The following is a 10542-nucleotide window of genomic DNA, read 5'->3' as shown; positions in this document are numbered from 1 at the left end:
TAAATTCATATCCCCCTGCCTATAAATACTTAAATGTATGCGTTAATGACGTAAAAAACGACAATACCTGTTTTAAATGTGAAAGGACTTTATTGGAAATCGATGCTGTTGGTAATATTGACAACTTTTCATCTGTATTCGACACTCAATACTACAAAGCCAATATAAAACGATATATGGCCAATCTATATAAGAATGCAAAAATCAAAAAGAACCATTTCTACATCGAAATATATCCATATCTAAAGGACAAAATCACTTTTGGAATTAAAATCAGATGTTTTTTATCCATATTAAAACATAAAATAATACGAAGATAATGCTTTACCACTATTCATCATTCAACAAGCAAATAACAAAGTTGAAGAATCTATATATTGATCTATTTTATTCTCCAATAGTAATAAACGCTTGCTTATTTTATTCTTGGGGAAAAGTCGTGCATCGAAATTGGGGAGATGACATAAACTATTTTCTTTTAAAAGCTTTGACAAAGAAGAAAATATCCTATTTGTATGCATCCTCATTATCATACTATTGGAAAAAAAATAATTATCTTGTAATAGGCTCTACTATCACCATGCTGACAAATTCACGTACTGTCATTTGGGGAGCAGGAGTTATAGATCCACATCAACAACTGCCTGCAATTCCTAAAAAAGTTTTAGCAGTCCGTGGCCCTCTATCTCGACAGTACTTACTGGCTAAGGGAATAGACTGTCCACCCGTTTATGGCGACCCAGCCATGCTTGTAAGATACTACTATAAGCCTAATATGCAGAAAAAATATAAATTAGGAATAATCCCCCATTATGATGATCAATCCCATCCAGCCATACATAATTTAGAAAGACAGAAAGATGTGCTAATTATCAAAATGGAAAATTATAAAAACTGGTTAGAAGTAATTGACCAGATATGCAGTTGCGAATATATCGCTTCTTCATCTTTGCATGGTATTATTATAGCCGAAACTTACGAAGTTCCAAATTTATGGATTGAGTTATACGGAAAATTGTTGGGCGGACATTTTAAATTTCATGACTTTTTCATGTCAATCGGACATGATAGAGAAAAGCCGTTCATTATTAAAGAAAACACAGGCATAAATGAGATTCTTGCCACTAAATCCAATTACACAAAAGGACAAATTGATCTAAAACCTCTTATAAACAATTCTCCATTCAAACTAAACATATCATCATTGTAACAAATGGATTCTAACAAGAAGCGAATTATAAAAAACACAGGATTCTTATATGTCCGTATGTTCATTACAATGTGTATAAGTTTTATGACTACACGCATTGTATTGGATAAGCTTGGTGTTTCGGATTACGGTATTTACAACATTGTAGGAGGCTTTATTTCAATGTTTACCGTTCTCAACAGTATCTTACAGACAGGCACTAGGCGATTTTTAGCTCTAAATTTAGGAAAAGGGGATAAGAATGTTATTAAAGAAACATTCTCAACCGCATTTGTTATCCATCTAACAATCGCCTGTATAGTAACAGTATTCATAGAAACAATTGGTCTATGGTTTCTCAATTATAAATTAAATATCCCTCCTGAAAGAATGAGCGCGGCAAATTGGATCTTCCAGTTCTCGATGATCAGCGTCTTTCTAAATATAACCCAAACTCCTTTTACAGCTGCTGTTACGGCACATGAAAGATTTAACATTTATGCATTTATTAGTATTTTTGATGCTATCGCAAAAGTGATTACAGTCTATTTATTAGTCACAATTCCAGGGGATAAACTAATAATTTATGGACTATTAATCTTGATAGTGAACTTCATTGTTATCTGCCTATATAGAATTTATTGTATCAAACACTTTGAAGAATGCAAATTTTCTCTGAAAATAAATAAAGAAATATTCAAAGAAATGGCTCAATTTTCCGGTTGGTCTACATTAGGGCATTTCAGTGCCGTACTAAATGGTAATGGTATATCTGTAATACTCAATTTATTTTTCGGTACAACAATAAATGCAGCAAGAGGATTGGCCAATACTGTAACCTACACCATAAGACAATTTGTCGATGGATTTATTACAGCTTCTCAGCCTCAATTAATCAAACTATACGGAGCTGGAAATATACCCGAATTTCATCAATTAATCTTTACAGTTTCAAAATACTCCCTATTTTTACTGTCAATTATTGTAACACCGGTCATATTAGAAATCGACTTCGTCTTAAATCTTTGGTTAGATACAGTACCTTCTTACACCCCTATTTTCATTAAAATAACAATGATCATTTGCTTGCTTAGCTACTCAAACAACATGCTTGACCAAGGTGTTGTTGCATCCGGTTATATAAAACAGTTGACCTGTATCACAACTCCAATGTATTTATTAGACTTGCCACTAACTTATATTGTTCTAAAATTAGGAGGGACTCCTCCAACAGCTTACATGGTGGGGGCATTACCCCTTTTTCTCGCATTCCTTTCCAATTTATATATCCTTAAAAAATACACAAAGTTTCCTGCAAGGAAATATTTTCTATCTGTTTTTTTGAAAAATTTATTACTACTATTAATAGCTAGTATCATACCTGTTTACATTCAGTCAAAAATGCCATACGGGATAGAAAGGTTTCTTACAGTCTGCTCTATTTCTGTTATTTGCACTATTACAATCCTATACTGTTTAGCTCTAGATAAGAATACTAGAACAATGGTAAATAATAAAATTAAATCACTAATAAGAATCAAATAAGACTTATGACCAAAGTTTCTATCATAACCCCTGTATACAATGCAGAAACAACACTGCATAAGACAATCGACAGCATCATTTCCCAAACGCTGCAAGATTGGGAACTATTACTCATTGATGATGGCAGCACTGACACCTCTCCTAAAATTTGCGATGAATACGTGGCAAAAGACAAACGGATTACTGCTATACATAAACTCAATGAAGGAGTAGCTATGGCAAGAAAAGCCGGTATAGATATCGCCAAAGGAGAATATTCAATTCACGTAGACGCAGATGATTGGGTTGAACCAACAATGCTAGAAGAACTTTATAATAAAGCCAAAGCAGAACATGCAGATATTGTTATAGCCGATTATTACGTCAATAACAATAAAGACCAAAGTTTATCCAAACAACAACCAAGCTCATTACAGCCCGATGAAATCCAAATGGATTTTTTCAACAACAAATTATTGGGCGTCCTATGGAATAAATTAATCCGAACGAACTTGTATAAAAAGCATAATGCAAAATTCTTTTCTGGTATAAACCATTGTGAAGACTTGTTGATTATGATTCAGATTTTGCAAAATAACGGGTTAAAAATAGTTTACTTGCCTAAAGCCCTTTATCACTACTGCATGAATGAATCATCAATCACCCATAATTTTACTCGCAAAACTTATGAAACGCGAATAAAATTTAGAAACAAACTGGCAGAACTGCTTAGACTACCAGACAAGACTCAAATTATAGAAAAAGTTTCATTTGGAATATTTACAGAAGCACTTATATATAAGATTCTAACCAAAAACGAAATTAAAGAGGGGATTAAAAAATATAAAAATCAAATCGAACAAATACAAAGTTTAAGATGGAAACTTGGATTTTTTCTAATTTCCATAGGGTTTTATAAAATAGCACACAAATTAATGCATTATTGATGATTAAATAAGCAAATGATATGATACCTAAAATAATACACTACTGTTGGTTTGGAATGAAGCCAATACCTAAAGAATATCAACAGTATATTGAAAGCTGGAAGAAATATCTTCCAAATTATGAAATAAAGAAATGGGATGAGTCCAACTATGATGTAAACTGCATCCCATTCAGCAAAGAAGCCTACGACGTGAAAAAATTCGCTTATGTAAGTGATTATGCACGTCTAAAAGTACTTTATGAAAATGGAGGTGTTTATTTTGATACGGATGTAGAAGTCATAAAAAATATGGATGACATTATAAAACGTGGACCATGGATGGCAATAGAGAAACATAAAAATACGCCTCACGCTGACGATATGGTTGCTTTAGGATTAGGATTTGCAGTAGAACCTTTTAATCCTATTATAAAAGAAATTATGTCATTCTACGAAAATACACATTATGTATTTCCTGACGGACATATAGAACAAATCCCTATTGTTCCCATTACCACCAATGTTTTAAAAAAATATGGGCTAAAACCGCAATCAAACCAACCATACGATTGTGGCGGAATTATGATTTACCCTTGGGAATATTTCTGCCCTATCGAATTTATGTCAAACAAGCTGGAAATAACCGATAAGACATATACTATCCATCATTATTCAGCTACGTGGATGTCATGGACTGACAAGCTAAAAATGAAAAAAGGATATTATAGCAAGAAAATCAAAAGATTATTAGGCATCGGATAAGTCAAAAAAACAAATGAAGCAGTATAAAAGAATTCTCTGGTTTATTCTTTATTGGATAACTTATAATGGACTTATAGGAAGATATATCATTCAAAACGAATTGATAGGTTTCATTCCAGACTTTCTAGTATTTTTTCTCTATTTCTGGCATCCCAAAGGGCTAAACTATAAGCCAACATCTAAAATTTGGGGCAAATCCATTTGTTATCTTGTCGGAATTTTCTTTGCTTTTTCCATCATAGGAGGACTGATTAATTTTGTACCTATACCCACCTTCTTATGGGGAGTTAGAATGTTATTGAGATATGTTTTACTTTTCATTATCATATCTCGTAGCTTTCAAATTCGAGATGTCTTAAAATACAAACGATTTATATACCAATGGTTCAATATCAACATGTTATTTTGCATATTCCAATTTCTTCAAGGACAAACACAGGATTTCATGGGGGGAACTTTTAGAGGAAATGGATTATTACTTCTTATGCTATTTATATCTTTAATCATTTTTTCCGGAGATTTTTTTCAGAGAAGACTCTCAATCACCCACTATTTCATTCGAATAGGATGTATTTTGATTATAGCAATATGGGCAGAACTGAAATTTGCTTACTTCGTTTCTCCCTTAATCATATATGGAAGCTATGTTTTGCTTCGCAAATTCAGCATATCACATCTTGTTGTGTTTATAGTGGCTTTCTTTCTACTTGTCCCTACCTTACAATTTTTCATGTCATTTTATTATGACGAAGCTTATGTAAACATGGTGTTTGATCCTGAATTCTTAGAAGAAGAAACAACTCATGCTTATGGTTTTCAAGAAGGATTCAACAGATCAACGGCTATAGGAATGACCAACGAAATATTTTTAACAGATTCCAAAAGCAAATTATTTGGTTACGGGTTAGGAAACGGAACACAATCTTCTTATTTTCAAACACCTTTTTATACGAAATGGAAATGGACAACCTATTTTAACTTTTCAACATCCTATATATTAACAGAACTAGGATGGATTGGATTTGTCTTATTCTGCCTAATTTATTTAATGATACTCATTAAATTCTATTCTTTCCATAAAAAAGCCTGTTCATTATTTCAAAAATATTGGTCAACTGCAGGAATATTAGCAGTCTGTGTATCTATTCTTATGCTCTGGTACAATGACACTGCTTATTTTAACTTCTATTTAATGTGTTTCTTTTGGTCTGTATGCATCATTACATTATCGTTCTCAACAAAAATAATCAACTATGATAAAAGTATCAATAATCGTACCAATTTACAATGTAGAAAGATTTCTTAACAAATGCGTCCACTCTTTATTGAACCAAACACTAAAGGAGATTGAGATTATTCTTGTAGATGATGAGTCACCCGATAAATGTCCTGAAATATGTGATGAATATGCTCTCAAAGACTCTAGGATAAAAGTCATACATAAAAAAAATGCAGGTCTAGGAATGGCTAGGAATAGTGGTATTGAAATAGCAACCGGTGAATATATTACATTTTGCGATGCGGATGATTTTGTGGATCCAAATACATATGAGATTGTTTACAACAAATGCAAAATTAACAATCTCGATATGTGCTGTTTCCAATATAGAAGAATATCTGAAGATGAGGGGAAAATTATTAATACCCCATATGTATCAGAACACTATTTTAAAGGTCGGCCAGAAATAAATAGTTTTTTAATGAATGTCATAGGAAAAGATTATGAGAATCCGTCAAGTTACAATTATAATATGAGTTCATGCATGGCTTTATTCCGTCGAAATCTTTTTATAAGAAGCAATGTTCGTTATCCTAGTGAACGGATTGTAGCATCGGAAGATTTAGTATTCTTATTATATTTTCTACCACACGTTGATAGCATTGGAATTGTTTCAGATATATTATATAATTACAGAATTAATCCCAATTCTATATCTCAAAATTTTTCCAAAGAGAAATATCAAAGACTGATGAATTTGCTCACAGAAGTAAAAAAATATTGTGAAAATAATTTCGATTATAAAATTTATAAGAACCACTACTTCTCCCAACAATTACGAATATTTAAAATTATTTTGAAACATATCGCAATCAGCAAACTTCCTCTTACAAAAAAAATCAAACTAATAATCAAACAAACAAAAGATTCTCAACTTTCTGAATTTTATCATGATCCCGTCAGTCATAAGTATGGTCTGGCCAATAACATCTATATTTTTTGTATGAAACATCACATAAGTTTATTCTTTCTCCTTTTATATAAAATAAAAAGATGAAACATATACCTAATATTAAATACACAATCCGTCACGACCTATGCACTGGATGCGGAATTTGTGAAGGAGCGTGTCCTTCACAGGCCATTACAACAATAGTGCACAAAGGAAACTTTCGCCCAATTATAGATGACAATCTTTGCAAAAATGACAAAGGTTGTCACCGCTGTTATGACTCCTGCCCCGGTATTGGAATAGAATTACGCAAAATTGCTAGAGAAAACTTCACTGATTCCAATATTAAAAGCGACAAATTTGTAGGCTTATATTTAAAATGTTTTACCGGTTATAGTAATGAACATGAGATAAGATACCACTCCGCTTCTGGAGGTATGGTTAGTCAGTTTCTGATATGGCTGTTAGAACATGACAAAATAGACGGAGCCGTTGTTACAGCATTCGACAAAGAAGCTCCGTTGATGGTACGGTCATATATAGCTACAACGCGAGAAGAAATATTGGCAGGCAAAAGTTCAAAATATGCGCCAGTAACTTTAAACCATACCATTCAAGATATAAAAAACGCAAAAGGATCACGTTATGTGATTGTAGGCCTGCCATGCCATATCCAAGGATTCTGCAAATACGAAAAAATGGATAAAAAATTTCGGGATAAGATTACAGGCTATTTCGCTATCTTCTGTTCATCCGGACGCAATTTCTATCTCACAGAACATGTATTCAATACACGAAAAATAAATCCTTCAAAACTTACCTATTTTGCCTATCGTGACAATGGTTGTTTGGGAAATCTAGTCGCAAAAGGAGATGGAATAGAATATGAAGAACGATTCCAAAGTTACTACCAACCATTGCGCTCATTCTTTGTTCCACACCGTTGTATCATGTGTATCGATCACTATGGAGAATTGGCAGATATAAGTTTTGGCGATATACATATAGATCCATACATTAGTGATACTATTGGAATAAACTCTCTAATAGTAAGAAATTCCAAGTTTTTAAACTGGCTATACGAAGCTAAAGCTGATAATACCATTCGTCTAGACGAGATACCCATTGAGGTCCTAAACAAAGGACAAGTTATGGCCCCTATAAAAAAATATCGAAATTCTGCATTCATTAGATTTTATAAAATTATAGGTATAAAGACCCCTGTTTATGATTATTTACCAATAGGAGGGAATAAATTCAAGCAATTCATATCTTTTCTTCATACTAATATTCAACAGATAATAGGCAATAATAAACCACTATGGTTTTTGATTAAAGTTTTTAAAGGAAAAGCTGCTGACAAATAAAAAAATAACTATTATGAAAAAGAAAATAGGTGGTGTAATTGTTTCAGATCTTGAACACACCAATTATGGTTCCTCATTACAGGCTTATGCAACCATGAAAGTTGTACAAACACTTGGATATGATTTTACTTTCATTAAATATCAAAAACAACGCAACATCTTTGATTGGATAAAAATAGCACCAGGCTTAATACTAAGCGGTGGACTTGAACTAATTAATAATAGATTAAAATTTAAACTTAATTGCTTTATGCACCCTTCATATCTTGCCAATCAGACAATCAGAAGAAAGGAAGCCCGAAAGTTCAAAGAAAAAGAATTTGTTCCATTCTTTAAGACATATATTGGCTATAAGAATCTTTGTGAAGGAAGTAAGGAATATGATGCTGTCTTTGTTGGAAGTGACCAAACATGGAGACCTTTTGGCTTTTATAGTAACTATTGGAATTTAACCTTTGTCGACGATAGCATTCCTAAATTCTCATATGCTGCCAGTTATGGTGTTTCCAAAATTCCGTCAATCCAAAAAAAAGGAACAAAAAAATACCTTGAACGATTAAATATGATTAGCGTTAGAGAACAAAAAGGAAAAGAAATAGTAGAATCTATCTCAAACAAAAAAGCTCAAGTCGTTGCTGACCCATCTATGCTGCTAAATAAAGAAGAATGGACAGAATTTGCAAATCATTCGACATTCATGTTACCAAAAGAAAAATATATTTTCTGCTATTTCCTCGGTACTCGCACTGACATTCGCAACGAAGCAAATAAACTAGCGCAAAACACGGGATTAAAAATTGTTACAATGCGTCATATGGACGAATATGTCCCAGTTGATAACACATTTGGTGATTTTGCCCCCTATAATATTAATCCTTACGATTTTGTAAAATTACTAATGAATGCAGAATATGTTTGCACGGACTCCTTTCATGGGTCTGTGTTTAGTATTCTTATGCACAAGAAATTCTGTACTTTTTACCGAGTAAAGCCAACTAAAAAAAATTCAACTCATTCAAGAATAGATAATCTCTTCTCTATTTTTGGATTACAAGACAGAAAATTCTCTGGCAACATCTTAGACATTAAGAATGAAATAGATTATAATATAATAGACAAAAAACTTATCACTTACAGAAAAGAATCCTTAGACTTTTTCAGAAAATCTCTTGAGCTTTCAAACAAAGAATGATATTGACAAATATTTTTATATTTAAACCACAGTTATATTTTTACAATTTGAATCGATTCACAATAAGAATATTATTGGCTCATTTATGAAGTACAACTCCAAGATTTTAGTCGTTACCACTTCACGAAATACCCGCGGAGGCATTACCTCTGTCGTAAAAGCCCACCAGAAAGGCAAACAATGGAAAGAATTCCACTGCAAATGGATTGAAACCCATATAGACAAAGGTGCCGTTTCTAAATTATGGTACCTGATAAAAGGCTTTATTGTCTATCTTGCACTCCTTCCTTTCTACGACATTGTACACATTCATACAAGCGAACCTCCATCAGCCATACGAAAATGTCTGTTCGTATGGTGGGCAAAAGTATGGAACAAAAGAATCATTGTTCACTTTCATGCCTTTTCTCCTGATACAACCATCAGAAGCAAACATCAAAACATCTACAAATATCTGTTCAACAAAGCAGATGTAGTTATTGTTCTTTCAAATTTATGGAAACAATATGTGAATGACGTCTTTCATTTAGGAAACAAAGTGACAGTGGTTTATAATCCATGCACTACAGAAGTGACAAATAAACAATATCCTAAAAAAAACCAAATTCTATATGCCGGTACTGTAAATGCCCGCAAAGGATATGCAGACATGATCAAGGCTTTCGCTACAATAGCAAAAAAATATCCAGACTGGGAGATTGTTTTTGCAGGAAACGGAGAAATAGAACAAGGAAAGAATCTGGCAAAAGAACTAGGCCTAGAAAAACAAACCGTTTTCCTAGGCTGGATAAACGGTGACGCTAAGGACAAGGCTTTCAAAGAAGCCACCATTTTCTGTCTGCCCAGCTATGCGGAAGGATTTCCCATGGCTGTTTTGGATGCATGGGCATACGGCCTTCCTGTCATCACAACTCCCGTAGGTGGCATACCGGACATCGCCATAGACGGTAAAAACGTGCTTTTGTTTAATCCTGGGGATACCAAAGCATTGGCCCTTCAAATGGAAAGACTGATCACCAATATTACCTTGAGGAACAGCATAGCGCAAGAGTCGGTCCAATTGGCTCAAACAACATTCAATATTGAAACAATAAACCAACAAATCGGGCATATATATAAAACATTAAGTTCTTCACTGACAAGATGAACCACCTCTTCCCTCTCAACCTGCTCATCATGCTGGTTATCATCATCGCAGCCGCCTACGTGCTGCGCTGTCTGGCAAGAATCTTCGCCCAGACTTTCAAGGCGGAGGACTACGACTGGCGAGCGGTGTTCAAGCCCTACTGACCATAATATCAGTTGATATGTTTATAAACGCTGATATAAATGACATAAATGAACCAGCCATAAACAATAAAACCGACTAAACATTTCTTTTATTGAAGTTTTTTTCTATTTTTGCAAAA

General features: G+C 33.4%; 10 protein-coding genes. All 10 read left to right on the top strand.

The annotated features are described in order from the left end of the window. Positions 1 to 319 precede the first annotated feature (319 nt). The 10 genes from NW212_RS09290 (at position 320) to NW212_RS09245 (ending at position 10423) form a co-directional block, all read left to right on the top strand. Positions 320 to 1210, top strand: a complete 891-nt coding sequence (locus tag NW212_RS09290) for a polysaccharide pyruvyl transferase family protein (protein WP_375337978.1) — start codon at positions 320 to 322, stop codon at positions 1208 to 1210. Positions 1211 to 1213: 3 nt separating this feature from the next. Beyond that, entirely contained in the window at positions 1214 to 2734 is a 1521-nt protein-coding gene (locus NW212_RS09285) for a lipopolysaccharide biosynthesis protein (protein ID WP_258338368.1), read from the top strand. Positions 2735 to 2739: 5 nt separating this feature from the next. After that, a complete protein-coding gene (locus NW212_RS09280) occupies positions 2740 to 3660 on the top strand; it encodes a glycosyltransferase (protein ID WP_258338367.1) in 921 nt (306 codons plus the stop codon). Positions 3661 to 3680: 20 nt separating this feature from the next. Beyond that, complete coding sequence (locus tag NW212_RS09275) at positions 3681 to 4403, top strand: glycosyltransferase family 32 protein (protein ID WP_258338366.1); 723 nt, start codon at positions 3681 to 3683, stop codon at positions 4401 to 4403. A 13-nt stretch (positions 4404 to 4416) separates the two neighbouring features. Next, positions 4417 to 5709 carry a hypothetical protein gene (locus NW212_RS09270; RefSeq protein WP_258338365.1) on the top strand — a complete coding sequence of 431 codons (1293 nt, stop codon included), beginning with the start codon at positions 4417 to 4419 and terminating at the stop codon, positions 5707 to 5709. After that, positions 5657 to 6679: a glycosyltransferase family 2 protein gene (locus NW212_RS09265; RefSeq protein ID WP_258338364.1), complete on the top strand. Its 1023-nt coding sequence runs from the start codon at positions 5657 to 5659 to the stop codon at positions 6677 to 6679. Before NW212_RS09270 ends, NW212_RS09265 begins: the two co-directional genes overlap by 53 nt. Beyond that, entirely contained in the window at positions 6676 to 7941 is a 1266-nt protein-coding gene (locus tag NW212_RS09260) for a Coenzyme F420 hydrogenase/dehydrogenase, beta subunit C-terminal domain (protein ID WP_258338363.1), read from the top strand. Before NW212_RS09265 ends, NW212_RS09260 begins: the two co-directional genes overlap by 4 nt. A 13-nt stretch (positions 7942 to 7954) precedes the next feature. Continuing rightward, a complete protein-coding gene (locus tag NW212_RS09255; RefSeq protein WP_258338362.1) occupies positions 7955 to 9133 on the top strand; it encodes a polysaccharide pyruvyl transferase family protein in 1179 nt (392 codons plus the stop codon). A gap of 85 nt (positions 9134 to 9218) precedes the next feature. Continuing rightward, entirely contained in the window at positions 9219 to 10280 is a 1062-nt protein-coding gene (locus tag NW212_RS09250; RefSeq protein WP_258338361.1) for a glycosyltransferase family 4 protein, read from the top strand. After that, the gene (locus NW212_RS09245) at positions 10277 to 10423 is read left to right on the top strand and encodes a hypothetical protein (RefSeq protein WP_309148247.1); all 147 of its coding nucleotides are present in this window, start codon (positions 10277 to 10279) and stop codon (positions 10421 to 10423) included. Before NW212_RS09250 ends, NW212_RS09245 begins: the two co-directional genes overlap by 4 nt. Positions 10424 to 10542: the final 119 nt, after the last annotated feature.

The sequence above is a fragment of the Bacteroides sp. ET225 genome, assembly GCF_024733745.1.
In the GTDB taxonomy this organism is placed as follows: Bacteria; Bacteroidota; Bacteroidia; order Bacteroidales; family Bacteroidaceae; genus Phocaeicola; species Phocaeicola excrementipullorum.
This window is presented reverse-complemented; position numbering and strand designations above follow the sequence as displayed.